The following is a 25,709-nucleotide window of genomic DNA, read 5'->3' on the forward strand; positions in this document are numbered from 1 at the left end:
CTTCGAGCCGGGATATTTGTTTGAACCGCTCAGATCGGCAGCAGGATCGTCTGTTTACCTTCGGCGATCTTGAGGATCGACAGCGTTCCGCCCATGGAAACGGCCGTATCGATACCGATGCGACTGAGACCAAAAACGGGATGCGAAGCCGGCGTGTGGCCGTGGACCACCAGCAGCGGCAATTGCGGTCCGCCCGACAGGAACGGCTCGCGAATCCACATCAGATCTTCATCCGTCTGCTCACTGAGAGGGAGGCCGGGTATGATGCCGGCATGAACGAAGAGTATCGAGCCGAAAGTAACAGCTGCAGCCAGCGAACGCAGCAGGTCGACATGCGCTGCCGGCATCGCCTTAAGCGTCATGTTGCGCAACTCCTCGACGCTATAGCCCAGGTCGAAAAGCATGTGTCTGGCATCGATGCCGTAGGATGCGAGCGTCGGCAAGGCACCGAACTCCAGCCAATGGATGTTGGTATCGGGATCGTCCAGAAAACGCAGGAAGACGTCATCATGATTGCCGCAAAGCGCATAGCGATCGAAGCCTTCGGGCGGCAGTGCGCTGAGATGCGCCAGGACATCGCTGGAACGTGGGCCGCGATCGACATAATCGCCGAGATACATCAGCAGTTTTCGGCCGGGAAGGCTGCGGGCATCCGCTGTGATGCGCCCTTCGGCCTCTACCATCTCATCATAGCAGCCATGGATGTCGCTTAAGGCGTAGATCGCGGTGTAATCACGTCCGGTGAGGTCGATGCGGTCTCGTCGATGCTGCATGAAATCGACCCGTTTCCTGCCGGGTCGTGCCTGAACGCCCGCGGCAGTCCAATTGCTTGACATGGTATCGAGAAACCCGCCTTCGGCGGGCCTATATGGACGGTATTCCAAGCGTCGATCCGCCGCAAGTCTTACGAGCGCAGGCATTGGTCTGAACCGTTGAATTTTCAGAAAGATTCAGCATTATCTTTGGGAGGTAGCGCCTTATGCAACCTGCCGAATGGTTATGATGCTTAACCGCGATAGGCGGCTTCGAGCCCGGCAATGTCGAGCTTGACCATGCCCATCCAGGCTCGCATGACGCGGGCAGCCTTTACCGGATCCGGATCGGCGATATACTTGCGGAGCACCGTCGGCACGACCTGCCAGTAGACACCGTAGCGATCCGTCACCCAACCACAATGCACCGGCGTGCCGCCATCGACGAGACCGTCCCAAAGGCGGTCGACCTCAGCCTGGTCGGCGCAATCCACCTCCAGCGAGATCGCATGATTGTATTCGATGCGGTCGCCGCCGTTCAGTGCCATGAAGCGCTGGCCGGCGAGCGTGAAAGTAACGACCAGAACCTCATCGGGCTTGCCGGAGGGCATGTCGACAATGTTCTTCTGGACGTGATCGATCCGGGAATCCGGGAAGAGCGAGACATAGAAATTCGCAGCTTCCTCGGCTTCCCGCGCAAACCACAGGCATGGGGCAATCTTGGACATTGGATGCTCCTCTCTCGTTGAATACCCTAAGGACGAAAGGGGAGCGGCAAGGCCGACAGGGTTGAGGAATTTTTCCGCAATCATGCGAGGTTGAACCAAAGCGTCAGCCTGCCGCCAGCCTTTCGGCGAATTCGATCGCCTCGATCAGGCTGCGTTCATTGGCGATGCCCTTGCCGGCGATATCAAAGGCGGTGCCGTGATCGACGGAGGTGCGCACGATCGGCAGGCCCAGCGTAATGTTGACGCCGGATAGATCCATCCATTTGCCGGTCGCGGGATCGATCTCGAAACCCAGCAACTTCACAGGGATGTGGCCCTGATCGTGATACATGGCGATGACCGCGTCGTACTGGCCGGCGCGCAGCTTGACGAAAACCGTATCGCCGGGAACGGGGCCGACGATATCGAGCCCATCGGACATCGCCTTGGCAATGGTCGGCGCGGAAATATCGATATCCTGCCGGCCGAAGAGCCCGCCTTCGCCGGCATGCGGATTGAGCGCTGCCACGGCGATCTTCGGGCTGGCGATGCCGAGATTCTTGAGCGCCTTGTCGGTCAGATCGATCACGAGCCGCAGCCGCTCTGGCGTAAGCCGCTTCGGCACATCCTCCAGCGCGACATGGGTGGTGACGTGGCTCACACGCATATTGCCATGGGCGAGCATCATCACCGAGCCGCGCGCGCCTGTCAGTTCGGCTAAAAGTTCGGTATGGCCGGCATAGTGGAAGCCGGCCTTGTTGAGGGCTTCCTTGTTGAGCGGTGCGGTGACGATGCCGCCGACCTTGCCCGATAGCGCGAGCTGAACGCCCTTTTCGATCGCCTTGAACGCCATACGTCCACCGTCTGCAGAAAGCCGGCCCGGCAGGATCGGTTCGCCCTCGGCATCCGCCTGAATGAAGCAGAGGTTCGGCCAGTCGCCCCCCATCTCAGCTTCCGGGATTGCGATGTCGAGGCTAAGCTGCTGCTCGGCAAGCCGCAGGGCTGGGCCGCTGCCGATAATTGTAAGTTTTAACTTACCTTTATCAAGCTGATCCTTCAGGCGGGCTGCTGCCTTGACGATGATTTCCGGGCCGATGCCGGCGGGATCGCCCATGGTGATTGCGAGGTGCCGCGTCATGGTTCTTCTCCTCCGGCAATCAGCCCGTTTTCACTCAAGAGATCGCGCCATAGGGTGGGGCCGCCGAATGCGCCTGACTTTGAGATGACCGTCGTACCCTCCCAACGGCCGCCGACGATCGTCGAGCGGGGCAGGCCCGGTGCTGCCTGGCCGGTGATGCTGAGAGCTGTCACATCGAGCGCCGAACAGAGATTGCGCAGGGTCTCGCCGCCGGCAACGATCAACGTGCCTGGGGCCGGCAGCACCTTAGCCATGCCACCGAAGCTCGCCGCGATCCGCCTTGCAGCATCATCGCGTTCAAGCCCGGTCGGCAGGTCGAGGCTCACCATGGCCACGCCGCTTTGCCGGATTTGTTGGTCAATGGCACTGGCATCACCGCCCTCCGCAAGTTTCAGCCAATTGGGGCCACAAGCCTGGAGCTGCGCCAGCGTGATCGGCTGGTCGGAGCCGAACAGGCCAAGCACCGGCCTTTGCAACTTGCGCGAGATGGGGACGGATGGCGTCGGGTGGCGTTCGCCTTTATCCTTTTTGGTGCGGGGCAGATGGGGCGTTGCCAGCTCGATATTGCGCGCCAGAGCGCGGGCGAGGCCGCCGGTGCCGCTCCAGAGGACCGGCCCTTCCAGCTGCGACGATACCCATGCGATGATGGCATCCAGATCCTCATCCGTATGGGCATCGAAAACATGGATGCCATCCGGAATGGGCTGATTTTCGAGGCTATCGAGCGGCGTGTTGAAGGCCGGTAGTCCCTCGGCGCGCAGGTGTGCGGCGATATCGCCGCTGACATCGCGCCAGGCATCCTTGCCGGCATAAAGCACCTGCCGTCCGCCGCGCGTGTGCCGCCCGTGATGCGGAAAGGCCGGCGCGAGAATGCAATGCCGCCAATGGCCGAGCCGAAAACAGGCTTCGAGCTCCACCGCCCATGGGCCGCGAAACAGGCTGTCCACCTTCTTGAAGGCGAGATCGGCGCCCTGCAACAGCGGTGCAATGCCGCCGACGAGCGCCTCCGCTTTGGCGGCCGTTTTCTCGCGGGTGCCGCTGTCGATCGCGAGACAATCCGGCAGGCTCGCGGAAAGCGCATCGCTGCGCTCCACCGCGATTGGCCCGTAGACACCGACGAATTCGACGGCGGTGTCGAGCGCGCCGGTCAAATCATCGGCAATGAGGCGGAGGGTTGGCATAAACTCAACGAGCCTTGCGGGTATGGAATATGGAAGCAAGGCCTTACGGCTGCTTGAACGAAGCGCAATTTTCAGCCTTCCATAGGCCTTGTCAACGCTTGCTTTGTCATCGTTTCATTGATCGGGACGGCGACATTCGTCGTGTTCTCGCAGGCGCGGTGCTCACGCCTGCGAGATGTCAGTCCTTCCGCAAGTCAGGAAAGTCGGCGCTCAGCGTCACATCTTTCCAGGCATCGAAATTCGCTTTCAGCGCTTCGAGGCGCTTATAGGCGATATCAAGCGCTGCGGCGCCCAGCAGCAATCGAAGCGGGGGTGTGTCAGCCTCGACCGCCTTTATGATTGCTGATGCGGCACGTGCGGGATCGCCGGGCTGGTTGCCGGAGGAGGCCTTCGTGGATTGGCGGCGTTTTCCGGCGGTGTCGTCATAGTCCTCGATCTGGATCGGGGACTCGACCATCGAGCTTCCGGCCCAATTGGTGCGAAACGCGCTAGGCTCGACGATCGTCACCTTCAAGCCGAGTGGTGCAACCTCGTAGGACAGCGATTCCGAGATCGCCTCCACGGCAAACTTCGTCGCGTGGTAATAGCCTGTCGCGGCGAATGCGACCAGGCCGCCCAAGGACGAGATATTGACGATATGGCCCTTTCTGCGGGCGCGCATGCCGGGCAATATTTCCTTGGTGACATTGATGAGGCCGAACAGATTCGTTTCGAACTGTTTGCGGATGCCTTCATCGTCACCTTCTTCGATGGCTGCGAGATAGCCATAGCCAGCATTGTTGACGAGCACGTCGATCCGGCCGAAAGCGGCGATGGAATCGGCCACGGCTGTGCGGATCGTGGAGACGTCGGTAACATCGAGGCGGAGTGCCAGAGCGCGTCCTTCGTGCTCGGCGACCAGGGCCTCCAGCTGCTCGGGCCGCCTTGCCGTCACGACCGCCCGCCAACCGCGCTCGAGTACGGATTTTGCGAGCTCAAATCCGAGGCCCGCAGATGATCCGGTGATAAACCATACAGGTGTGTCGCTCATGCTCTGCTCTCTTGTTTGCATGTTCTGGCTGCCTTCTGTCGAAGGATCGCCTTGAGCAAACTTAGGAGCGACTGATATCCAAGCGTTAGGGCAGAAGGACCAGAGTTTCATACGATCCTTCCAATTTTGCCTGTTGGCGATATGATGGCGAGAAATGCCGCGATCATCGAAAGCCGGATTTATGGAACCGTCGACGCAGCTGCGAGAGCTGATCAGCCGTCACGCTATCGTGCAAAAGCAGACGACGGAGGTGCAGGGGCTGACGCTTTATAGGGTCGATCAGCCGACGCTGCCGACGGACACCGTTTACAGCCCGAGAATCTGCATGGTGTTGCAGGGAACGAAGACGATCCGGCTCGGAGAGCGGGTTTTCAGCGTCGGTTCCTCGCAATATTTCATCGCGACGGTCAATCTGCCGGTGTCTGCACGGATTGAACAGGCCGATCCGGCGAGCCCGCACCTGGCGCTCTCCTTCGAACTGGAGAGGGAGGAGATCGCAAAGCTTCTTGCGGAAGCTCCGGTGGCCCATGTGGCGGAGCCTCACGATCACGCCGGAATTGCGGTGTCGCAGCAGACGCCGGAGATCGTGAGCGCCGCATTGCGCCTCGTCTCCTGCCTGGAGGCGCCTGAGGATATCGAGATCATGGCAAAGCTTGCCAAGCTTGAACTCTACTATCGGCTGCTGCGCGGCGAGCTCGGGCCGATGCTACGGCAGCTTGCCACGCACGGAACGAATCTGGCGCAGATCGGCCGCGTCACCGACTGGATCAAGGGCCATTTCGCGGAAGCCATGAGCATCGGCAAACTGGCTGACATGGCGGGAATGAGCCCCACATCGCTGCATCGGCATTTCAAGGCCGTGACATTGATGACGCCGTTGCAATATCGGGCACTCATCCGGCTGCAGGAGGCGCGTCGCCGGCTGCTTCTTCGCGAAGGCAGTGCACGAGAGATCGGATTCGAGGTCGGCTATGACAGCCAGACGCAGTTCACGCGCGAATACCGCAAATTGTTCGGCCGGCCACCGGCGATGGACGCAGCCTTTTTCAGCGGCAGATGAACTTGACTTGCCGGATGATTTGCTCTGGAGAGTGAAGCGCACCGGGTTTGCCGATATCTGGCCATGTTCCTGCCTTAGCGGCAGGGGCCATAATATTTCGTCGCTTCAAGGAGGGCAGGGTGAGCTACGATTTCCATGTGGGCCAGAAGGTCGTCTGCATCGATGACAAATTCAAGCATGTCAGCATCGATCAGCTGATCCGCAAGGGGACGATCTACACCATCCGCTGGGTCGGCGAATACACGCATTATGTCGACGGCACCTTCATCGGTGTGAAGCTGGAGGAGATCCATCGCGGCAATGACGACGGCCCGGAAGGCTATGGCGCCGCCGACATGCCCTATCGTGCCAGCCGATTCCGCCCGCTGGTGAAGGACAAGATCGCCTCGCTGAGAAAGCTTTTGGCACCGACGCCGGATGCGCCTGTCGAGCCAAAGGTGAAGACCAAAAAGACAGAGAAGGTCTGACGGCGGCGGCACCGAAGCCCGCCGCCCCTTTGGATTATCCCTGCCGCGCCCGCGCCAGCCCGTGCTCGATCAGCCGGCTGATAAGCTCCGGATAGGAAATGCCCGAGGCATCCATGGCCTTGGGATACATGCTGATATTGGTGAAGCCGGGCATGGTGTTGATCTCGTTGATGACGGCGCTGCCATCCGGCCGCAGAAAGAAATCGACGCGCGCCAGCCCTTCACATCCGAGCGCGCGAAAGCCATCCGCGGCCATGCGCTTCATCACCTCTGCCGTGTCAGCCGGAATATCCGCCGGCACGGTGACGACGGCGCCGTTCTGGTCGAGATATTTCGCCTCGTAGGAGTAGAGCTCGTACGTTGCCGATGTCGCGATCTCGCCCGGCACGGAGACGAAGAGCGTGCCATCCGGCTGCTCCAGCACGGCGTATTCGATCTCGCGGGCGCGCACGAATTCTTCCACCAGCACCTTGCGATCATGCCGGAAGGCCTCGGCAAGCGCTGTCTCGAAGGCTGCAGCATCCTGCGCCTTGCTGACCCCGACCGAAGAGCCCTGGCGCGTGGGTTTGACGAAGACGGGCGAGCCGAGGGTGGCGGCGATCTCATCGAAATCGGGCTTGTCGCCGCGCCTCAGCGTTAGGGAGCGCGCCACCGGCAGGCCGGCCTCGCGCAGCAGACGCTTTGCCATATCCTTGTCGATCGCATTGGCCGAGCCCAGAATGCCGCAGCCGACGAGGGGCAGGCCGACGATCTGGGCAAGGCCCTGAATGGAGCCATCCTCGCCGTTCAGCCCATGCAGCACCGGAAACAGCACATCGACCGCAGGCAACTCACGCGCACTAGTTCCTTCCAGCGCCAGCAGCCGTCCCTTGCCGCCCGGAACCAGGCAGACTTGCCGGCCCTCATAGGCAATCGGCTCCGGCAGCGCGCCGCCCTTTTCTTCCACCAGCAGCCAGCGCCCGCCGCGATCGATCAGAATCGGCACGATCTCATATCTGCCGCCATCGATCGCTTTGACGACATTGCGGGCCGACATGACGGAAACCTCATGCTCGCTGGACTGACCGCCAAACAGAACGGCAACGCGTAGTTTCGACATCGAGGCTTTTCTCCCGGGCCAGGATGGATGTGATGGGAGAAGGGTTTAAACGGGAGATTGCAGCGGAATTGGGGAGGGGGTGAAGCGTGCTGTCACAGGAACAGATTTGTACGTGCCGAAGGTCGCATCATGTCAGGGCGCGCAGCTCCCCATCCGCATTGTCCAATTTGGGGAAAGGCAGAGCTTGATCGAAGATCGGCCACAATTCGTTGAGGAGGATTTTCGTTGCTCCATCGAAATGGTTTAGACCAAGCGGTGCCGGGACGTGCAGAATGAAATCGATACCTGCAAGGTCGCCACAGAAGGTCGCCTCGATCGGATTGAGGTTATCATACATCAGGACGATGCCGACGTTTCGCGGTGGGTAGTTTCGCGCCAGCTCGACGAGATCGATCTGCATGTGTGCGTAGGTGTCGATATAGTCCTTTGCGAGCACTATGGGATCCTGTCCAAGTCGCGCACCCTGCCAGCGGCTTTCCAGTGTCGTCCTTTCGATGCGGGCGAACAAGTCGGGCCGAAAGCCGGTCTGGGGATTGATCGCGAAAGAGAGGATCGTGGCGTCGCTGCCGCTTTGCTCAAGCCGTTGATCCAGCAGCAACCCCATTCTGATCGCCGCGTATCCGCCGGCGCTGGAGCCAATCATTTTGATCGCCGTGATGCCATGCTCGACGATGTAACGCGTGAGGATGTCGAGGATGCGGTCCTGATGCTCAAGATACCAGGAGCCCTTCTCTTCCACGAACCAGATGGCATGCGCATCGTAGCGGATGACTTTTCGATAATTCTGGAACCGTGTTCCGAACGGCCTGCCGGGCTGTTTGCCGGGGCGATTCTCCGCACCATAGGAATTGAAGTAGACGATCAGGTTATTGGAGCGATTTTGCCGGACAACCGAAAGCAGTTCTCCCTTTTGCGGAGCGGCCGTTTCAAAAATCGCTCGAACTCCTCCGCCAATCATAATCGACTTCTATCCTCGGCCGCAACGAATCTGATTGGTGTATTATGGCGCAAACGCCAAGTTCAGGTAACGAGCAATTTTACGCTGGAGCGCAAGGGATTAAGAGATTTCCGGAGGAAAACTGATGCTGCTGGAGATTTGAACTCTCGGCCTCTCCCCTGCCAAGGGAGTGCTACCCTTCCAGCGCCATCAGCCAGTGCCCGGTGCGATCGATCAGGATCGGCACGATCTCATATCTTGCGCCATCGATCGCCTTGACGACATTGCGGTCTGACATGACGGAAACCTCATGCTCGGCGGACTGATCGCCAAACAGAACGGCGACGCGTCGTTTCGATATTGGGGCTTTTCTCCCGGGCTAGGATGGATGTGATGGGAGAAGGGTTTTAACGAGGGATTGCAGCGGAATCGGGGTGAGGGTGCTAGTGTTTTCGATAGTGGACTTCTGGAGAAGCAGGATACGTCGCGCGAGCGATCGTCAACTTTTTGGTTTTGAAAAACAGAGCTCTACGCCGCTTCAGAGAGGCTATATCCGCGTTGTTCAGCATTTGAGAGCACCTCGATGAAAAGCCGTCCGAAAGTTGCCAGCCCGTTGACCGGTGGTTTTTCTATGGTCATCTGACGGCGAATGGCGATAACGCGCGGACGATGATTCCATAAACCGATTGCCAGGGGTGCTAGATGGAAATGTGGGAAGGTGTTAAGTTTGTTCTGACAATTCTCGGCGGAGGCGCCGTTGTCGCACTAGCAATCGCGGGTTTCGTTTATTGGCTCCTTCAGAAGGCCATCGATGCCAGATTTGCGAAGGCATTGGTGGACTATCAACATAGCCGGAATTCCACACTCCAGAATGAGAGGCTCCGCCTAGATCTGTACGATCGCCGCTTCAAATTATACAGCGGCATATTCGACTTCTATTATGCTATGATTTCATGGGAGGGAACGCTAGAGCAAAAGGAAGCTCGACAGCGCTTCTTTATGGCCTATCAAGAGTCTGCATTCCTGTTCACGAAGGAATCTGGCATAGAAGAATTGCTAAAGATGCTGAATTCTGAAGCCGCAAAGGTCATTGGGTTCAAGGAAAATAGCGAGCTCTACAAGTCTGACCCAGCTTTCTTGAACGAACAGTTTTTGGAGACCAACAGAATCCAACTGACGGTTTTCGAAGATGGTTTGGCGAAATTCAAGGAAGCAATACGTCCATATTTGGATTTCTCGAAAATCTAGCCAGCTACGGCGGAGCAAGATATTGTCTAGTCTAACTCATGAACGATAAACCAGAGCACAACAAGCTGGAAAGCGACGATTGCGTTCTTCCGCCTGATAACCCGTTACCGCCCGACCAACTCGGTCGATATAGTCCCGAGCGGGATTTCTACGCCGAGCGAGACATTGCAGATTATGTCGAGGGCCAGGCTCGTGGTGAGGAAACGGTGCTGAACGTGGAGCGCGTGAAGACCGAATACGTACTGGGTGATGCGTATGAAATTTGGGATGTTCATACGGACAAAGAGCGTTGGTGGGTAATTACACACCCAACCAATCTTTACTCCCAAAAAAATTTCCCAAGTCTCGACTACACTCTGTCGTTTCACATCGGGCTCACGATGCGGGTAATGAGCCGATCTCAGAAGGATGACGATGGTGAAGCCTCGCCATTCGATGAAGTAGTCCGACGCCAAGCACAAGCGGCAAAACTGCTTGAGAGGGCAATCGAGGCGGTCGATTTTCAATCCGTTGGAATGCAGCTCCGCGAATGCCTGATTTCGCTGGTCGGAGCCGTGAGAAGGAGAGTGGAATTCGCTGACGAGGCCGAGAGGCCGAAGGACGCGGATGTCGTCGGTTGGAACCGTCTGCTGACCAGCAAGCTATGCCCCGGCGAGAGGAACGACGAACTTCGGAACTACATCAGAGCGGCTGTCGAGAAAGCGTGGCCTCTCGTCAACTGGCTTACTCATCATCGGAACGCGAACAAGACTTCCTCGCTGGTAGCGCTGGATGCCGTGGACGCAATCGTAAGGCACTACATGTGCCTGCTTAGTCGAGAGCGCCATGATCGGACGGACCAGTGTCCGCGATGCGCTTCTCGAAATTTGCGGACATTCTTTGACATAGCCATTGCACCTGAGGGAGCCTATTTCGAGTCCTGCGCGGAGTGCGACTGGGACAGCCACCCCGGTTATTCTGAGGACGAGGAAGATCACGATAACGGTTAAGCGCACTAGCTCTCAGGTAAGGCTGGCCATTTTCCAAACGATGGTCGTTTTGTCGCTCTGGCGTACCGAAACGGTAGTTGAAATAGCCCTAAGGCTAAATAAATGAACGATTTCCGGGGAATGGGCTGGTGCTGCTAGAGAGATTTGAAATCTACATGTGATCAATAAAATCAATTGGTTGCATGATTTTTTGTAACGATGTTCCGTTCATCATATTGTGAGATTTTTACCCTCATTTGCAGTCATTATCATACGCAAAAAGATTGCAAACGGAATACTTTTGATGAATTACTGTGGCTATGCAATCTGGATACGGGCGTCCGGAGATTTCCTAGGGCCTGGCGCTGCAATGGTCGGCGAGGCTCTGACTTACCTTCAGGTGCTCTGAGAGATAGGACCAGTGAGCGCCAAAACATTTGCGGCGGTCTTCGTAGCGAACGGTAGGATCGGCCGCGATATCTCGTTTCGCCTGGGCTTCGGAAAGAGCTTCCAGGAGTATCTCGTTCCCTTATCTTCAATCATGTCGAGGGCGCTAGAATGGCCTCGGGTTTCGGTGTTTTGACCCGCGGTATGGCTCGACCGGTGCCGCGAATTCGGGAATGGGATTGTGTATCTCAGGTCTGACCTGGAACATATTGTGGATAATGACTAAAACATGAAATGCGCATGCCGTCTGAGGAGTGATCTTGGAATGATGGTGCAGCTATAGATTGTTATTGCCGCATCGGCTATGGGTTGATCAAGGACGTCAGTTGATACGTGGGTTGGTGCTATAACGTGTTTGAGGTTTGCTCGATGAGCGCTGGGTAGTAGGGGGAAATGATGATCCGCACCGGTTGCATTTTAACGGCGCCGATCCTTGAGATTGTTATCGAATGAAAATCATCGACAATACCTCTCAGCTACTTGGTGATGATCTGAAGGAAACACTCGGTCGCGGCTCTCGCGTGAAGATCGCGGCATCCTGCTTCTCGATCTATGCGTATGAGGCCCTGAAGTCCGAGCTGTCGAAGATTGATAGCCTACAGTTCATCTTCACCTCTCCGACTTTTGTGCCCATGGAAGCGACCGACAAGTTGCGAAAGGAGAAACGCGAGTTTTTTATTCCTAAAGCGGGTCGGGAAAGCGGCCTTTACGGCACTGAATTCGAGATCAAACTCCGAAATAAGCTCACGCAACGCGCCGTAGCTCGAGAATGTTCCGAATGGATCCGCAAGAAGGCTCGCTTCAAGTCCAACGCCACGCAGGCAGCCATGCAGCCCTTTGCGCATGTAGAGGTCGGAGGCGCTGCCGTCCTCTATCAGCCGATCAGCGGCTTTACGGCGGTGGATCTTGGCTACCAGAAGGGCAACGCGGTTTCCAACTTTGTGACCCGGATGGATGAGCCGGCGCATGCCGGCCTCTATCTTCAGCTTTTCAACCAGATCTGGAACGACGCGGATAAGCTGAGGGATGTGACGGACGCCGTCTGTGACCACATCGAGTCCATCTACCAGGAAAATGCTCCTGAGCGGGTCTACTTCCTGATGCTCTACAACATCTTTCGGGAGTTCTTAGAGGATATCGATGAGGACGTTCTTCCGAATGATCTGACGGGCTATCGCGAGAGCATCGTCTGGAACAAGCTCTTCAACTACCAGCGCGACGCCGCGACGGGGATAATCAATAAGCTCGAAACCTACAACGGCTGTATCCTGGCGGACTCGGTCGGCCTGGGGAAAACCTTCACCGCGCTAGCGGTGGTCAAATACTACGAGCTTCGCAACAAGTCCGTGCTGGTGCTGTGCCCGAAGAAGCTGGCGGACAACTGGCGGAACTACAACACTAATCTCACCACGAACATCTTTGCAAAGGACCGCTTCAACTATGACGTCTTCTGCCACACGGATCTGTCGCGCACGTCTGGTGAATCCTTTGGCATCCCGCTGAACCGAGTGAACTGGGGCAACTACGATCTTGTGGTGATCGACGAGTCCCACAATTTCCGGAACAACGATGTCTACAAAGACCGCGAGACGCGATATCAGAAGCTGATGAACAAGGTTATCCGTGCCGGGGTTAAGACCAAGGTGCTGATGCTTTCCGCTACGCCGGTGAACAACCGCTTCAATGATCTGCGAAACCAGCTCGCCCTCGCCTATGAGGGCCAATCGGATACCCTCAGCAAGAGCTTGAAGTCGCAGACCAGTATCGAGGAGATCTTTCGCCGAGCCCAGAAGGCCTTCAACGAATGGTCTGTTTTGCCATCAAACGAGCGGACAGCGGCGTCGATCCTGCGGACCCTGGATTTCGACTTTTTCGAGCTGCTCGACGCTGTCACCATTGCAAGGTCGCGCAAACATATCGAAACCTTCTACGACACCAAAGACATCGGCAAATTTCCGGAACGCCGAAAGCCTCTGTCGTTTCATTGCCCGATTACGCAGCGACCGGATGTGATGGGACTGAACGAGATCTTCGGCCAGCTATCGGTGTTGAAGCTCGCGGTCTATGCGCCGATCAGCTATATCCTGCCGAGCCGGCTGCGGAAGTATGAAGAGATCTACGATACGCAGGTCGAGGGTGGCCGTGGCAGGCTACGGCAGGCGGACCGTGAGCGAAGCCTCCAGGCCTTGATGACAACCAACCTGCTAAAGCGGCTTGAAAGCTCGGTGGAAGCGTTCCGCCTCACCTTGCGGGCGCTCGGCGGCAACATCACAAGGGCACTAGATGCCATCGTGGAATATGAGCGAACCGGGCGTGGTGGCAGCATCAGCGATCATCTGGAGGACGTCAGTGACTTCGATCCGGAAGATGAAGACCTTGCCGGGCTCGATGAGTTCACTGTTGGCAAGAAGGTTCAGATCAGCCTCGCCGACATGGACCTGCCTTCCTGGAAACATGATCTTGCGGCCGATCGCACTTTGATCGATGCGCTGATCGCTTCGATGGATAAAGTGGCGGCTGCGGATGACGCGAAGCTCCAGCACCTCATCACCCTTCTGAAGCAGAAGGTCGCAGAACCCCTCAATCCGGGCAACCGGAAGATCATCGTGTTCACTGCCTTCGCCGACACGGCCAACTACCTCTTTGCGAACCTGGCGCCCGTTGCACAGGAGCTCGGGCTCCAGGTGGGAGAGGTAACCGGCTCCGGCGCGCCGAAAACCACGCTCAAGAAGTCTTATGATTTCCAAAGTGTCCTGACCCTCTTTTCTCCCCGCTCCAAAGAGAAGGTAGCCGTCCTGCCGCACGAGACAGCAGAGCTGGATATCCTGATCGGCACTGATTGCATCTCCGAAGGCCAGAATCTGCAGGATTGCGACTTCCTAGTGAACTACGACATTCACTGGAATCCTGTCCGGATCATCCAACGTTTCGGGCGTATCGACCGTATCGGATCGCCGAATGATCAGATCCAGCTCGTTAACTACTGGCCCGATATTACCCTCGACGAATACATCAATCTCAAGGAACGCGTTGAAAACCGTATGGTCATAGCCGACGTCACCGCGACCGGCGACGACAACGTATTGACCGCGAAGTCGAGCGACATCGCCTATCGCAAGGAGCAATTGAAGCGGTTAAAGGACGAGGTCATCGAGTTAGAGGACGTCAAGGCGGGCATCTCGATCACGGATCTTGGTCTGAATGACTTCAGGATGGACTTGCTCAATTACGTCAAGGAGAATGGTGATCTAGTAAGCATGCCCTATGGCATGCATGCCGTCGTGCCGGCTGCGCCAGAGCTGGGGCTACGGCCAGGCGTGATCTTCGCCTTGAAGAACATTCATGATAGCATCAACATCAACCAGCAGAACCGTCTGCATCCCTTCTACTTGGTCTACATCGATGACGACGGCGATATCGTCGCGGACCATACGGAGGTCAAGCGGCTACTCGACCTGATCCGCACAAGCTGCAAGGGGCGCTCTGAACCGATCCCGGATGTCTGCCGGTTCTTCAACGAGCGGACGGAAGACGGTCGTCAGATGGGGCGCTACTCTGATCTGCTCAGCCAGGCCATTCGGTCGATGATCGAGGTCAAGGAAGAAAAGGATATCGACAGCCTGTTCAGCGGCGGACGGACGACGGCGTTGACGCACACGATCCAGGGGTTGGACGACTTCGAGCTGATTGCCTTCCTGCGCGTCGAGGAGGTAGACGTCTGATGGTCTATGATTGGCCGCGGGCGACCGTCTTCGGGCGGGTGATCCCCAAGAACAAGATCTATGAGCACGCAGGCGCCAGCACCGCGCTCAAGGACCTATTCGTGCGCGAGGTCGATCAGATCGTCTGGGCTCATAAACTGGCGCCGGAGACGATCAACCTACCGGCGTCGAAATCGGTGACCGAGATCCAGGTGTTCCGTGTTACTCAAAGGGAGCGGAGCCTCAATCTGGATGCCCTTCGTGCTATTGATCGCGCGATTCCGTTCCCTCTGCTGTTTGAGCTAGTCCATGAGGGCAAGGTAAAGCTCACGGCGGCCTATAAACGGCCGAGCGACGCGGATAGCTCGAAATGGGTCCTCGGCGACTATTTCGAGGGGGAATGGGAGGATGCGCCGCGGATGCCGCTGCCGGTGGCGCTGAACATGGGCGCGCTGTACGAGCTGCTTCTGAGCCCGCTGATCGAGCAAAAGGCGGCAAGGTTGCTAGCCCATTCGACGCTGGGATTTGCAGAAGACCCGCCGCCACCTTTCGTCCCGGCGCCCTCCATAGAGCCGGTTTCTCTCGAGGTCAGGATTGCCCATGCAGAGGCGATCAAGGCGAAGACACGCGAAATCGAGCGGATCAAGACCCGCTTGGCCCGCGAGAAACAATTCAATAAACGTGTCGCCATCAATGCGGAGCTGCGCGCCGCGAAGCAGGAGCTGGAGCGACTGGTGGGCGCAAATGCGGCTGCCGCACCGGCTCAGGAATAAGAGGACGAGAATGGAAAAGCTGAAGATGCACAGCCCGGACCTGACCCAGGAGAACATCGCGAAGATCCGCGACTTGTTCCCCGGTTGCGTGACCGAGGCGCGCGACGAGGTGACCGGCAAGTTGCGTCTGGCCGTGGACTTCGACCAGCTTCGCCAGGAATTGAGCGACAGTATCGTGGAGGGGCCGCAGGAGCGGTATCGGCTGGATTGGCCGGGCAAGCGGGAGGCTTTGGCACTCGCCAGCGCGCCGATCAACAAGGCACTGCGACCCGCGCCGGACGAAAGCATTCAATTCGATACAACCAGGAATCTCTTCATTGAGGGCGACAACCTTGAAGCACTCAAGCTTATTCAGGACACCTATCTTGGTCAGATAAAGCTTATCTATATAGACCCGCCATATAACACCGGCCGGGACTTCATATATGACGACGATTTCTCGATATCCCGAGATGTCTACTTTGATAAGAGTGAGCAAGAGGATATCTTCGGCAATAAACTGGTTGCAAACACCGAAGCGAATGGCCGATTCCATTCCGATTGGCTCTCAATGATGTACTCGCGCCTTCGGCTGGCCCGGAACTTGCTGCGGGACGATGGCGCGATATTTATTTCGATTGACGACAACGAAGTGGATAATCTCCGAAAGATCTGCTCCGACGTCTTCGGCGAACGAAACTTCGTGGCGCAAATTATCTGGCAGAAAGTCTTCTCACCTAAGAACTCCGCGCGGTGGTTCTCTGAGGATCACGACTATGTAATGGTTTTCGCCAAGAGCGCTGATGATTGGACTCCAAACCTTTTGCCGCAGACTGACGAAATGCTTGCTCGATACAAGAACCCCGACAACGATCCCCGCGGATCTTGGACATCTAGCGACTTAGCCGCAAGAAACCGCTATGACGCTGGCCTCTATTCGATAAAGTGCCCGTCCGGACGCATTATCGATGGACCTCCGCGGGGCAGATACTGGGCAATCAGTGAAGCTAACTTCAAGGAGTTGGACGCAGACGGTCGGATTTGGTGGGGCGTTGACGGCAACAACATGCCGCGGCTCAAGCGCTTCCTCTCAGAGGTCAAACAGGGGATCACCCCTCAAACCCTTTGGCTTTATGAGGACGTGGGGCACACGCAGGAAGCAAAGAAAACACTCCTGAAATATGTTCCGTTCGAGCATACTGAAAATGTTCTCAATTCGGTGAAGACCGTTGGTTTGATTCAGCGAATTATTCAGATTTCTACTTCTTCAACCGGTGGTGATATCGTCCTGGATTTCTTTAGCGGCAGCGCCACCACAGCACATGCGGTAATGAAGCAGAACGAGTTTGACCGAGGGGATAGACGCTTCATCTGCGTTCAGGCGCCGGAACCGCTTCCAAAGCCGGAGCCGGAGTTCGCCACGATATTCGGTATGGGGCTTACGAGAACCCGCAATGTTGGCAAAGAAATAGCAGCTTCGGCCACCCCCGAGGAAGCGGACCTAGGATTTCGCGTCCTGAAGATCGACACCTCGAACCTGAAGGATGTCTATTACCGCCCCGACGAACTGAAGCAGGGCGACCTGCTCGATATGGTCGACAACGTCAAGGCAGACCGCACCGCCGAAGACTTGCTGTTCCAGGTGCTGGTCGATTGGGGTGTGGATCTGACGCTGCCGATCCGCCGTGAGGCGATGCAGGGTAAGACGGTTTTCTTTGTGGACGACAACGCTCTCGTCGCCTGCTTCGACAAGGGCGTGACCGAAGATCTGGTCAAGGATCTGGCAAAGGGGGAACCGCTGCGCGTCGTCTTCCGCGACAACGGCTTCGTTTCTGACGCGGTGAAGATCAATGTCGAGCAGATCTTCCGACAGCTTTCCCCGGCCACCGACGTCAAGTCGATCTGAGGCCGCGCGATGGATCAAGCAGCGCTTTCCGCCCTATTGACTCAGCTCATCTCCAATTGGGAGAGCGAGGTGGTCGAGTTCAAGCGCGGAAAGAACGGCTTTTCGAGCAATGAACTTGGCGAATATGTCTCGGCGCTAGCGAACGAGGCTAACCTACACGAAAGCGATCGTGCATGGCTGGTGTTCGGTGTCGATGACAAGACGCGCGTCGTTGTCGGCACGTCCTACAAAGAGAACCGTGACCACCTCCAGGCCGACAAGATGCAGCTCATCAACGGCACGGGCAGCTTCACGGTTCGTGATATCCATGTGCTGGATCATCCAGATGGCCGGGTTGTTCTTTTTGAGATCCCTGCAGCGCCCCGTGGCATGCCGATCAATTGGAAGGGCCACTATTATGGCCGCGCCGGTGAGAGCCTTGTGGCCCTTGGTCAAGATAAGCTGGACGAGATACGCTCTCAGACGCTCGCAACGGATTGGACGGCTCAGGTCGTCGAAGGCGCCACCCTCGACGATCTCGATCCGCAAGCGCTGAAGGTTGCGCGCGAGCGTTTTGCTGCCAAGCATGCGAACAGCTTCAATACGGACGCGATCGCCGGCTGGAGTGATGCAACGTTCCTCAACAGAGCAAAGCTAACGCAGAATGGCGCGATAACGCGCGCTGCTCTTCTCTTGCTGGGCAAACCCGAATCCGCCTGGAGGCTCAATCCGCACCCGGTCGAGATCACCTGGAAGCTTGAGGGAGAAGAGCGCGCCTATGAGCATTTCGGTCCACCCTTCTTGCTGACATCGTCACAGGTCTTCGCGCGTATCCGCAATATTCAACTCCGCTTGCTTCCGGAAAACGAGTTGTTGGCCCACGAGGTGGCAAAGTACGATCAGAAAGTCGTTCTGGAAGCGCTGCACAACTGCATTGCCCATCAGGACTATGCCCGCTTGGCACGTATCATCGTAACGGAGCGGCCAGATCGGCTAATCCTGGTCAATGAAGGTGGTTTCTTTGAAGGCGAACCTGACGACTACGTGCTGCGCGACCGCACGCCTCTGCGTTATCGAAACCCCTTCCTAACCCAGGCCATGACCGAGCTGAACATGATCGACCATATGGGCTATGGCATTCAGGACATTTATCGCAGACAGCGGCAGCGCTTCTTTCCGTTGCCGGACTATGACCTGACCGAGCCGGACGTTGTCCGCCTGACCATTCACGGCCGCATTGTCGATGAGGCCTACAGCCAATTGCTCATGCAGCAGACCGGGCTACCGCTTGCCGATGTTCTCGCGCTAGACCGCATCCAGAAACATCTCCCAATTACGGATGACGCCGTACGCCACCTAAGGCAGGCGCGCCTTATCGAAGGCCGGAAGCCGAATTTCTTCATATCGGCCAGAGTTGCCGATGCTACCTCGCAGAAGGCGCGATATATAAAAACGCGAGCCTTCGACGACCAGCACTATGAGGAGATGGTCCTCGAATTTCTAAGAAAGTTTGGGCGAGCTTCAAGAAAGGAAATCGACGACCTTCTCTGGAACAAGCTCAGCGAAGCTCTCGACGAAGGCCAAAAGAAGCGAAAAATCGGCAATCTTTTGAGTGGTTTAAGAATGAAGGGGCGGATCCATAACACAGGGTCCAAGGCAATCCCCGAATGGCGTCTACCGGACGAATAGTGAACATTCTAAGAAAGCCCAAAGAGAGCTAAGAAAGAAATTTAAGAAAGTCGACGTCCGATGAAGCTCAAATTTAAGGTCCAGCCCTACCAGACCAATGCGGTCGACGCGGTTGTCGATTGCTTCGAAGGCCAGGTGAAATCTGATGCGCTGAGCTATCGGATCGATCCCGGCCGGAAGGCGCAGACCAGCGCCTTCGAGGAGGGCTTCAAGAATGCCGATTTCTCGATCAGCGAGGCACAGATCCTTGAAAACATCCGGAAGGTGCAGCGGCGCCAGAATCTACCGCTGTCGCAGTCGCTGACCGAATTCACCACGTTCAACACCCGTGGAGAACGCGTGGCCGTTCCCGTTGCTTACAAGAGGGATGCGGTTGCGGCGACCCGCGTCCATCTTGACGTCGAGATGGAAACTGGGACAGGCAAGACCTACTGTTACATCAAGACCATCTTTGAAATGAACAAGCGCTATGGATGGTCGAAATTCATCGTGATGGTGCCCTCCATCGCCATTCGCGAAGGCGTCGCCAAGTCGTTGCAGATCACCGCTGATCACTTCACCGAAGGCTATGGCAAGAAGGCACGGTTCTTCATTTACAACTCGAAGCGACTGCATGAGCTGGAAAGTTTCTCATCCGACGCCGGCATCAATGTGATGATCATCAACATCCAGGCGTTCAACGCTCGTGGGGCAGATAATCGCCGTATCTACGACGAACTGGATGATTTTCAGTCGAGAAAGCCGATCGACGTCATCGCGTCGAACCGTCCGATCCTGATCCTCGACGAGCCGCAGAAGATGGAAGGCGCGGCAACCACCGAAGCCCTGCCGAAGTTCAAGCCGCTGATGATCCTGCGATACTCGGCCACGCACAAGACGCAGCACAACCGCATTCACCGCCTCGACGCGCTCGACGCCTATAACCAGAAGCTGGTGAAGAAGATTGCTGTCCGCGGCATCCAGGCACGCGGTCTCGCAGGCACCAATGCCTACCTCTATCTCGAAGGCATCGAGATTTCGAAAAAAGCTCCGATTGCCCGGATCGAGCTGGAGGTAAAGCTGACTTCGGGGGAGATCAAGCGCCAGCTTCGCCGTGTAGAGTTCAAGGACGACCTCTTTACGCTGTCGGGTGAACTTGATCAGTATCGCGGCTTTACCGTCAGCCAGATCGATACCCTGAGCGAGACCGTCGAATTCACGAACGGTGTCGTTCTCAGGGCGGGTGAACCTAACGGTGACGTTTCAGAACGCGACATTCGCCGCATTCAAGTCCGGGAAGCGATCAAGGCACATCTCGATAAGGAGAAGCAGCTCTATTCCCGTGGCATCAAGGTGCTGTCCTTGTTCTTCATCGATGAGGTGGCGAAGTATCGCGACTATATGCGACCCGACGAGCGCGGCGAGTATGCCCGTGTTTTCGAGGAGGAGTATGCGCTTCTCAAGGACGAATATCTGTCGGAGCTTGCCGTCGACAACGAGGCCTACCGCGAATATCTGGCCAGCATCGATCCCGTGAGGACTCACAACGGTTATTTCTCGATCGACAGGAAAACCAATCGCCTCAAGGACCCCGACGTCGCTAAGACGGGGGACAATAGGGGGCAATCGGAAGATTCGGACGCCTATGACCTGATTCTGAAAGACAAGGAGAGGCTGCTATCGCTTGCAGAGCCGACCCGGTTCATCTTCTCTCACTCCGCGCTGCGTGAAGGCTGGGACAACCCGAACGTGTTCGTGATGTGTATGTTGAAGCACAGCGAGAATCAAATATCGCGTCGCCAGGAAGTGGGTCGTGGGCTGCGTTTGAGCGTGGACCAAAACGGTGATCGCATGGACAATCCGGTCACTGTTCACGACATCAACGTGCTGACGGTTGTCGCCAACGAGAGCTACAGGAATTTTGTGGATGCGCTTCAGAAGGAAATGGTCGAGGCGCTGACTGCCCGACCGCGGCAGGCGAACGAGGAGTATTTCAAGGGTAAGCTCATTCACGCGGATGGCGCGCCCATCGAGATATCGTCCGACATGGCGGCGGGCATAGAGTTCTATCTCGTGCAAAACGGCTATGTTGACCGGCAGAAGAACATCACTGAAAAGTATCAGGCCGCCCGTGAGAGTGGGACGCTGGCTGAGCTACCGGAAGATTTGAAGTCCTATACCGACCAGATCGTGGAACTGATTGACGGTGTCTTCAATGAACGGCAGTTGCCAAAGATACAGGATGACCGCCGCTCAAAGCGCAACCCGCTGAATGACAACTTCCACCGGAAGGAATTTCAGGAGCTCTGGCGCCGGATCAACCAGAAGGCAGTCTACAAGGTCGAGTTTGAGCCGGCGGAACTGATCCGCAAGAGTATCAGCGTGCTCGACAGTCATCTTCGGGTGACACCGCTGCATTATACGGTCACAGCAGGCATCCAACGAGACGGCCTGACCTATGACTCCCTCGGGGATGGCAAGAGCTTCCGCGAAAACGAGCAAGAGACGTATCAAGCCGAGACGGTTGTCTCACTCGTCAAGTACGACTTGCTGGCAAAGCTCGCCGAAGCGACCCAGCTCACCCGGCAGACTATCGCGGAGATCCTGTCTGGGATCCAGCCGAGTGTATTCGCCCAGTTCAAGCAGAACCCGGAACACTTTATCAGCGAAACATCCCGTCTCATCATCGAGCAGAAGGCGACGATGGTCATCGAGCGATTGACTTACGATGCTGTTGCCGAGCGCTACGAGAGCGACATATTCACGGCCAGTCAGACCGTTCAGGACTTTTCCAGGGCGAGCGAAAAGCTGAAGAAGCATGTCTACGACTATGCGCTTCTCGATTCAGACACCGAGCGTAAGTTCGTCGAGCATTTGGACACCAGCAACGAGATCGTTGTCTACGCCAAGCTTCCGAAAGGCTTCACTATTCCAACCCCTGTGGGCGATTATAATCCGGACTGGGCCATCTCGTTCAAGGAAGGATCGGTTCGGCACATCTACTTTGTCGCCGAGACGAAGGGCACCTTGTCATCCCTGAAGCTGCGAGAGTTCGAGAGCACAAAGATCGAGTGCGCCCGGCGCTTCTTCGAGAAAATCGGAAATTCGGTGACGACTGACAAAGTGACGTATGACGTGGTGACCGATTACTCACGACTGATGGATGTCGTAAGGAGTGCATGACCTCCGACCCGACCACATTGCGGAGCCTAGACGATGATACCCGACTATCAGAGCCTCATGCTGCCTGTGCTCCGCCTCGCTGCCGCAGGCGAAACACGCGTCGCTGACGTCGCGGAGCGCCTTGCCGACGAGATTGGGTTGACGCCGGAGGAGCGAGACGAGTTGCTGCCGAGCGGCCGCCAGCGCGTGTTGCACAACCGCATCCACTGGGCGAAGTTCTATATGAGCAAGGCTGGGCTGATCGCCTCGCCGGCGCGGGGTCGCTTTGTTGCTACAGACAAGGGAAAGACGCTGTTGGCGAGGGCGCCGGAACGCATTGATGTAGCTCTACTCATGCGGGAGCCCGAATTCCGCGAGTTCTACAGGAACGAAGGCGAGGCAGCTGAACAGGACGCCGTCATAGCCAAGCCACTCGATGCGACCTCATCTAGAACAACGCCGGAGGAGCAGATTGACGCTGCCCACGCGGCACTCCAGGCCGCGCTGCGCGACGAACTTCTCCAGCGCATCCTTGCAAACAGCCCCACCTTCTTTGAGCAGCTAATTGTCGACCTTCTCGTCGCTATGGGTTACGGCGGCAGCCACAAAGACGCTGCTGCCCAACTCGGCCGCTCCGGCGACGGCGGTGTCGACGGCATCGTGAATGAGGATCGCCTGGGCCTCGACCGCATCTATGTTCAGGCCAAGCGCCATGCGCCTGGCAATCCAGTTGGCCGACCGGACGTAAATGGATTCGTCGGAAGTCTCGTCGGTCTCGGCGCCACTAAGGGTGTCTTCGTCACCACCTCGACGTTCAGCCAGCCGGCTCGTGATTACGTCAAGCATCTCGCTCAGCGGGTCATTCTAATCGACGGCCGGGAGTTGGCCGATCTGATGATCGAACACCGCGTGGGTGTCCGCAACTATCGAACGGTCGAGTTCAAGCGGCTTGATGAGGACTTTTTCGGAGAGGAATAACATTCGCCGGAGACAAGGAAAGTCCGTGGATCGGTTGCCGGAGCAGGTGATCGATACAGGTTTTTCCCGAAGGTATAGTTTGTATCCCGGCACCGCAGGCCAATGCTTTCAATGAAGCTGCTTTACTGCCTCGCGGTTTACCTAATAACTTGGTTATATGTGTAAGTTTTCATGAATGCCGTCTCTCATATAGAGCGGACGCCAAACTCTGTAGACGTACCTATCCCTTCATCTCCCTCCGTACTCTTCTCTGAAGACCAGCAAGCGCGCGCTCGATGATGCGGGCCAGTTCCTCGTAAGCCACCATGCTTCCATACGAACCCGCGCCGGTCCGATTTTTGCGCGGCATCTTACTGCCGCGTGCCTTGTGCCAGCTCACGAAGTTGGCCATTTCCAGTCTTCTGTAGTCTTCCCTAGCGTCCTCCCGGATCTGAAGTCCCAAGACGCCAGCGTTTAGAAATCTTTCTCTGCGTGTTTCCTCTGTCCGCATCTTGATTGCCGAAGAATGAGCGCCGAAGCCGCTCGGTGGGAATACTCCAAATGTCGGCTTCACAAACTTAAAGAAGCGCTTTTGTAGCCTGGTAAACTTGAACTGGCCTATAGCCTCAAAATCCTGGAGACCTGCTTCCCGGCATCCATCAGGACCTAAGGCGACTTCAATCCGGACGCGCTTTCTGTCCTCAGGCAAGATTTCACTGGTCCCGGCCGCCTTGTTCTGCTTGTCTAGGACCTTGTTTTGGATTCGCCAAAATGCCCATGCGTCATCTTTTTCACCTGCATAGAAAGTCGCGTCATAGGTGACAGGCCTATCTGTGATCGGCATCATTCGATCGATTATGTCAAGTCGAGGGTCATCCTTGTTGCGGCTGACTGTGTAATCCGTCTTGTCAACCGTCCCAGGGAAGAACCTCGGCCATTTCTTGTCGCCCGTCAGAATTGCCGTGGTCGGAAAGAAATGTCGGACCAGAACACCATGCAACCGTGCCCTGGCCTCCTCACTCACGATTTTCGGATAGGCATCTATGCTAACTTCCAGCCCCACGACACGCGCCGGGGCCACGAAGCCATACTCGGCCTTGATGTCCTCGATCACCTTCCAGGTCATTGCAAAATCAGGCTCTTGAACCCGCAACCTGTATCGGGTGGCGGTTTTGCCGGCATCGAGTTCCAGCGCTTCTGGAAACTCCTTGCGGCCGGTGAGGGCTTCGATCCGATCGTTGAGCTTCCAATGCTGAGTGCGACGCACCAGTTCGAACTCAATATCGATCCAATCGACCAAAGCGCTCCACCGGTAGGCATCGAGATCAATTTCGGGGGTGAGGACTCTCCGGTCGCGAAATCGCCTCTGTGACCGCCTGAGAGTCTCCTCGACATATACCAGGTCCACCGGCGCATCACCGAGCTTGCTTCGATATATCGTTAGGCGGTGACGCTTGGACATTGGTAGATTCGCGTGCCGTGCTCAATGAAAGAGATGTCTGGCTTCTATCGAGGATCACAGCCACCCGGCTATCGGTTTTTGCTATCCGAGTAGCGTTGTTGCGAAAAAGCCACAGGAAAATGTGCGTTCGCAGGCCGGCTTTGGCTATACATCATTCAACACCGCAGCAAAGGGAATGCCAGGCAGATGCTTACCTCGACCAACGTCGTGCTTGTCCGCATGAAATAGGTCCGGCTGGGCGCCGGACCTTGCTCGTAAGGAGAAATGCAGATGGACAATACGACTACGCCCTACGGCACCGCACATAGCTACTATTTTGAATACCCGAAGGAAATTCAGAAGCGCATCCGCTACACGGGGATCGACGTGCCGATCCGCGACTTATTCGAAATGATGGCAAGGGACATCGAGCCCAGCAATCCTCAGAGGGCGGCGTTCTTTCGCTTGGTAGCCGCTTACTATCCGCACTACGACGACAACGGCTATGTTGTAGAACGTGACAGCAGGGGAGCTATTCTTTTCGATTACGATGATTGGGATAGCCTGTCGACCGAAGAAAAGCTGACCCGCGGCAACATCAATGCGACGATTGCTATCATCGAGCGGCTTCGGTTTGACTTGGAGAAGATGAACGACGATCCGGCAAACAATAAGGAGGTCAGCGAGATCCGTCGTATCGTTGGCAAGATTGTGGAGGATCGCCTTTAGGGCCTGGTCGCTTTTGGCAGGGGATGCGGACCTTTGTGTTCGCACCTCCGAAAAACTGTGACGGCTATGCGGAGGTTTGCGGTTTAGCCGATGAGGAAAATCGGACGGTGGCGCTGACGGCAACCTCCTTTCATGTTTTCATTTCCAATCGCTGCTCAGAGTCTCACAACCCGCCAGGATTTAGACGTCTCGATTTCAGTGCTGCTTGCGCAATCTAGTGGGGCCGCTCTGCTTGAGCCTAGGTGTCTCCCTTCGCCTCTCTGGCGCCCGGGCGAAATATGTTTATCGCTTAGGAGTGCGCGCTTTCAGATTGACTCGAGGTTCGTCTGCAGCGCGTTCCTTTGATGTGTCTCGTCTCTGTAGTCGTTTTCTGAGACGGA

The 25,709-nt window shown here is 56.7% G+C and carries 20 protein-coding genes; 11 read left to right on the forward strand and 9 right to left on the reverse strand.

The features are described 5' to 3' along the window. Positions 1 to 29: 29 nt before the first annotated feature. From AC13RM_RS23445 to AC13RM_RS23465, 5 genes are all read right to left on the reverse strand, one after another. Positions 30 to 773 carry a metallophosphoesterase family protein gene (locus AC13RM_RS23445; RefSeq protein WP_285175958.1) on the reverse strand — a complete coding sequence of 248 codons (744 nt, stop codon included), beginning with the start codon at positions 771 to 773 and terminating at the stop codon, positions 30 to 32. 233 nt (positions 774 to 1,006) lie between these two features. After that, entirely contained in the window at positions 1,007 to 1,480 is a 474-nt protein-coding gene (locus AC13RM_RS23450; RefSeq protein WP_113230896.1) for a VOC family protein, read from the reverse strand. 103 nt (positions 1,481 to 1,583) lie between these two features. After that, a complete protein-coding gene (gene pdxA / locus AC13RM_RS23455; RefSeq protein ID WP_374816537.1) occupies positions 1,584 to 2,597 on the reverse strand; it encodes a 4-hydroxythreonine-4-phosphate dehydrogenase PdxA in 1,014 nt (337 codons plus the stop codon). Then, complete coding sequence (locus tag AC13RM_RS23460) at positions 2,594 to 3,778, reverse strand: four-carbon acid sugar kinase family protein (protein ID WP_374816536.1); 1,185 nt, start codon at positions 3,776 to 3,778, stop codon at positions 2,594 to 2,596. The genes pdxA and AC13RM_RS23460 overlap by 4 nt, the downstream gene beginning before the upstream one ends. Positions 3,779 to 3,956: 178 nt before the next feature. Next, positions 3,957 to 4,808 carry an oxidoreductase gene (locus tag AC13RM_RS23465; protein WP_374816535.1) on the reverse strand — a complete coding sequence of 284 codons (852 nt, stop codon included), beginning with the start codon at positions 4,806 to 4,808 and terminating at the stop codon, positions 3,957 to 3,959. A 181-nt stretch (positions 4,809 to 4,989) separates the two neighbouring features. Between AC13RM_RS23465 and AC13RM_RS23470 the strand changes: the two genes are divergently transcribed. Both AC13RM_RS23470 and AC13RM_RS23475 read left to right on the forward strand, forming a co-directional pair. Then, the gene (locus AC13RM_RS23470) at positions 4,990 to 5,868 is read left to right on the forward strand and encodes an AraC family transcriptional regulator (protein WP_374816534.1); all 879 of its coding nucleotides are present in this window, start codon (positions 4,990 to 4,992) and stop codon (positions 5,866 to 5,868) included. A gap of 119 nt (positions 5,869 to 5,987) precedes the next feature. Beyond that, positions 5,988 to 6,335, forward strand: coding sequence for a CAP-Gly domain-containing protein (locus AC13RM_RS23475; protein ID WP_004117911.1), 348 nt, complete (start codon positions 5,988 to 5,990; stop codon positions 6,333 to 6,335). A 34-nt stretch (positions 6,336 to 6,369) separates the two neighbouring features. On the opposite strand, the gene AC13RM_RS23480 is transcribed toward AC13RM_RS23475, so the two are convergent. The 3 genes from AC13RM_RS23480 to AC13RM_RS23490 all read right to left on the reverse strand — a co-directional run bounded on the left by AC13RM_RS23480 (position 6,370) and on the right by AC13RM_RS23490 (position 8,732). Further along, positions 6,370 to 7,434 (reverse strand): D-alanine--D-alanine ligase family protein, encoded by a 1,065-nt coding sequence (locus AC13RM_RS23480; RefSeq protein ID WP_488555601.1) that lies wholly within the window; start codon positions 7,432 to 7,434, stop codon positions 6,370 to 6,372. 127 nt (positions 7,435 to 7,561) lie between these two features. Continuing rightward, positions 7,562 to 8,392 (reverse strand): hypothetical protein, encoded by an 831-nt coding sequence (locus AC13RM_RS23485; protein ID WP_374816532.1) that lies wholly within the window; start codon positions 8,390 to 8,392, stop codon positions 7,562 to 7,564. A gap of 172 nt (positions 8,393 to 8,564) precedes the next feature. Further along, positions 8,565 to 8,732, reverse strand: coding sequence for a hypothetical protein (locus tag AC13RM_RS23490; RefSeq protein WP_488555635.1), 168 nt, complete (start codon positions 8,730 to 8,732; stop codon positions 8,565 to 8,567). A gap of 341 nt (positions 8,733 to 9,073) precedes the next feature. Here AC13RM_RS23490 and AC13RM_RS23495 point away from each other — a divergent pair, with 341 nt between their 5' ends. The 8 genes from AC13RM_RS23495 to AC13RM_RS23530 all read left to right on the forward strand — a co-directional run bounded on the left by AC13RM_RS23495 (position 9,074) and on the right by AC13RM_RS23530 (position 23,180). Next, positions 9,074 to 9,619, forward strand: coding sequence for a hypothetical protein (locus tag AC13RM_RS23495; RefSeq protein WP_374816531.1), 546 nt, complete (start codon positions 9,074 to 9,076; stop codon positions 9,617 to 9,619). 38 nt (positions 9,620 to 9,657) lie between these two features. Further along, positions 9,658 to 10,608, forward strand: coding sequence for a hypothetical protein (locus tag AC13RM_RS23500; protein ID WP_374816530.1), 951 nt, complete (start codon positions 9,658 to 9,660; stop codon positions 10,606 to 10,608). 875 nt (positions 10,609 to 11,483) lie between these two features. Continuing rightward, positions 11,484 to 14,756 (forward strand): helicase-related protein, encoded by a 3,273-nt coding sequence (locus tag AC13RM_RS23505; RefSeq protein WP_488555602.1) that lies wholly within the window; start codon positions 11,484 to 11,486, stop codon positions 14,754 to 14,756. Further along, complete coding sequence (locus tag AC13RM_RS23510) at positions 14,756 to 15,508, forward strand: DUF4391 domain-containing protein (protein WP_488555603.1); 753 nt, start codon at positions 14,756 to 14,758, stop codon at positions 15,506 to 15,508. The genes AC13RM_RS23505 and AC13RM_RS23510 overlap by 1 nt, the downstream gene beginning before the upstream one ends. Before the next feature lie 10 nt (positions 15,509 to 15,518). After that, positions 15,519 to 17,393 (forward strand): site-specific DNA-methyltransferase, encoded by a 1,875-nt coding sequence (locus tag AC13RM_RS23515; protein ID WP_488555604.1) that lies wholly within the window; start codon positions 15,519 to 15,521, stop codon positions 17,391 to 17,393. A gap of 9 nt (positions 17,394 to 17,402) precedes the next feature. Beyond that, positions 17,403 to 19,061, forward strand: a complete 1,659-nt coding sequence (locus tag AC13RM_RS23520; protein WP_488555605.1) for an RNA-binding domain-containing protein — start codon at positions 17,403 to 17,405, stop codon at positions 19,059 to 19,061. A gap of 60 nt (positions 19,062 to 19,121) precedes the next feature. Continuing rightward, complete coding sequence (locus AC13RM_RS23525) at positions 19,122 to 22,223, forward strand: type III restriction-modification system endonuclease (RefSeq protein WP_488555606.1); 3,102 nt, start codon at positions 19,122 to 19,124, stop codon at positions 22,221 to 22,223. A 33-nt stretch (positions 22,224 to 22,256) separates the two neighbouring features. Beyond that, positions 22,257 to 23,180 carry a restriction endonuclease gene (locus AC13RM_RS23530; RefSeq protein WP_488555607.1) on the forward strand — a complete coding sequence of 308 codons (924 nt, stop codon included), beginning with the start codon at positions 22,257 to 22,259 and terminating at the stop codon, positions 23,178 to 23,180. Positions 23,181 to 23,400: 220 nt separating this feature from the next. Here the strand turns inward: AC13RM_RS23530 and AC13RM_RS23535 are convergent, their stop codons facing one another. Further along, on the reverse strand, positions 23,401 to 24,621 hold the full coding sequence (locus tag AC13RM_RS23535; RefSeq protein WP_488555608.1) for a hypothetical protein: 1,221 nt from the start codon (positions 24,619 to 24,621) through the stop codon (positions 23,401 to 23,403). A gap of 270 nt (positions 24,622 to 24,891) precedes the next feature. Between AC13RM_RS23535 and AC13RM_RS23540 the strand changes: the two genes are divergently transcribed. Continuing rightward, the gene (locus tag AC13RM_RS23540) at positions 24,892 to 25,329 is read left to right on the forward strand and encodes a hypothetical protein (protein ID WP_488555609.1); all 438 of its coding nucleotides are present in this window, start codon (positions 24,892 to 24,894) and stop codon (positions 25,327 to 25,329) included. Positions 25,330 to 25,709 lie beyond the last annotated feature (380 nt).

This window comes from Martinezella sp. CNPSo 3732 (genome assembly GCF_057784515.1).

Coding starts and splice junctions, on each gene's coding strand:
- AC13RM_RS23520 (WP_488555605.1), top strand. CDS start 17,403: ATGGATCAAGCAGCGCTTTCCGCCCTATTGACTCAGCTCATCTCCAAT.
- AC13RM_RS23485 (WP_374816532.1), bottom strand. CDS start 8,392: ATGATTGGCGGAGGAGTTCGAGCGATTTTTGAAACGGCCGCTCCGCAA.
- pdxA (WP_374816537.1), bottom strand. CDS start 2,597: ATGACGCGGCACCTCGCAATCACCATGGGCGATCCCGCCGGCATCGGC.
- AC13RM_RS23495 (WP_374816531.1), top strand. CDS start 9,074: ATGGAAATGTGGGAAGGTGTTAAGTTTGTTCTGACAATTCTCGGCGGA.
- AC13RM_RS23530 (WP_488555607.1), top strand. CDS start 22,257: ATGATACCCGACTATCAGAGCCTCATGCTGCCTGTGCTCCGCCTCGCT.
- AC13RM_RS23465 (WP_374816535.1), bottom strand. CDS start 4,808: ATGAGCGACACACCTGTATGGTTTATCACCGGATCATCTGCGGGCCTC.
- AC13RM_RS23540 (WP_488555609.1), top strand. CDS start 24,892: ATGGACAATACGACTACGCCCTACGGCACCGCACATAGCTACTATTTT.
- AC13RM_RS23460 (WP_374816536.1), bottom strand. CDS start 3,778: ATGCCAACCCTCCGCCTCATTGCCGATGATTTGACCGGCGCGCTCGAC.
- AC13RM_RS23525 (WP_488555606.1), top strand. CDS start 19,122: ATGAAGCTCAAATTTAAGGTCCAGCCCTACCAGACCAATGCGGTCGAC.
- AC13RM_RS23480 (WP_488555601.1), bottom strand. CDS start 7,434: ATGTCGAAACTACGCGTTGCCGTTCTGTTTGGCGGTCAGTCCAGCGAG.
- AC13RM_RS23510 (WP_488555603.1), top strand. CDS start 14,756: ATGGTCTATGATTGGCCGCGGGCGACCGTCTTCGGGCGGGTGATCCCC.
- AC13RM_RS23505 (WP_488555602.1), top strand. CDS start 11,484: ATGAAAATCATCGACAATACCTCTCAGCTACTTGGTGATGATCTGAAG.
- AC13RM_RS23470 (WP_374816534.1), top strand. CDS start 4,990: ATGGAACCGTCGACGCAGCTGCGAGAGCTGATCAGCCGTCACGCTATC.
- AC13RM_RS23515 (WP_488555604.1), top strand. CDS start 15,519: ATGGAAAAGCTGAAGATGCACAGCCCGGACCTGACCCAGGAGAACATC.
- AC13RM_RS23445 (WP_285175958.1), bottom strand. CDS start 773: ATGCAGCATCGACGAGACCGCATCGACCTCACCGGACGTGATTACACC.
- AC13RM_RS23535 (WP_488555608.1), bottom strand. CDS start 24,621: ATGTCCAAGCGTCACCGCCTAACGATATATCGAAGCAAGCTCGGTGAT.
- AC13RM_RS23500 (WP_374816530.1), top strand. CDS start 9,658: ATGAACGATAAACCAGAGCACAACAAGCTGGAAAGCGACGATTGCGTT.
- AC13RM_RS23450 (WP_113230896.1), bottom strand. CDS start 1,480: ATGTCCAAGATTGCCCCATGCCTGTGGTTTGCGCGGGAAGCCGAGGAA.